We start from the raw sequence: 761 nt of genomic DNA on the forward strand, positions 1-761 counted from the left end.
CATTGCGCATGTTCCTTACAATAAAAGGTATTTCTTCACAAAAGCTGTGAAAGTGCCATAAATCAATAAAAGCATAATACAACCAATAAGAGCAATCCATTGCAAATGACGGGCAAGAAAATTCATTGCTTGACGTCCAAAACGCCGAATGAGCCACGCGAGAAGATAAAAACGAGCCCCCCGTGCAAAAATACAAGTGAGAACAAAAAGTCCAAGATGCATACCCATGACACCTGCCAAAATCGTGACAATCTTGATAGGTGGAAGGTGCAAAAAACCTGAAAGAGCCAGTAAAATTACTAGAAATTGCAGTGTCACACCGTTTTGCAGCGCTTGAAAATTTTCAATTCGACCGTAAAATTCTAAAATCGGTTTGGCAAGACTGTCATAGGCAAAATTTCCAATAAACCAACCAAAAATTCCCCCCAAAACAGAACACGCCGTGGCAATAAAAGCATAGCGATAAACCTTCTTGGGATGGACAAGTGCTATTGGAATATACAAAACATCTACCGGAATCGGAAAGACAGAACTTTCCATAAAAGCAATGAACCCAAGCCAGTGTGGTGCTGTACGTCGATTCGCTAAAGAAATCATCCAAAGCTTTAATCTGTTTAATATCATCAGGTCTTTCATAAGCCTAAGAGGTAAAAACTTTGCAAATTATACTCTATAAGCTAGGTGAGGAAAATAGCTTATAAATCCAAAGAGGCCGGGCACACTCCATAAACCAGATAGGGAAAATACTCCCTAAATCTATG

The 761-nt window shown here is 39.4% G+C and carries 1 protein-coding gene; it reads right to left on the bottom strand.

Features of this window, described 5'->3' with window-relative positions:
• Nucleotides 1-15: 15 nt before the first annotated feature.
• The gene (locus ACFIK8_RS11160; RefSeq protein ID WP_042995610.1) at nucleotides 16-624 is read right to left on the bottom strand and encodes a YqaA family protein; all 609 of its coding nucleotides are present in this window, start codon (nucleotides 622-624) and stop codon (nucleotides 16-18) included.
• Nucleotides 625-761: the final 137 nt, after the last annotated feature.

The organism is Bartonella sp. MR168JLCBS, assembly GCF_042194175.1.

Bases quoted from the DNA above. Each gene is read 5' to 3' on its own strand.
- ACFIK8_RS11160 (WP_042995610.1), bottom strand. From the start codon at position 624: ATGATATTAAACAGATTAAAGCTTTGGATGATTTCTTTAGCGAATCGA.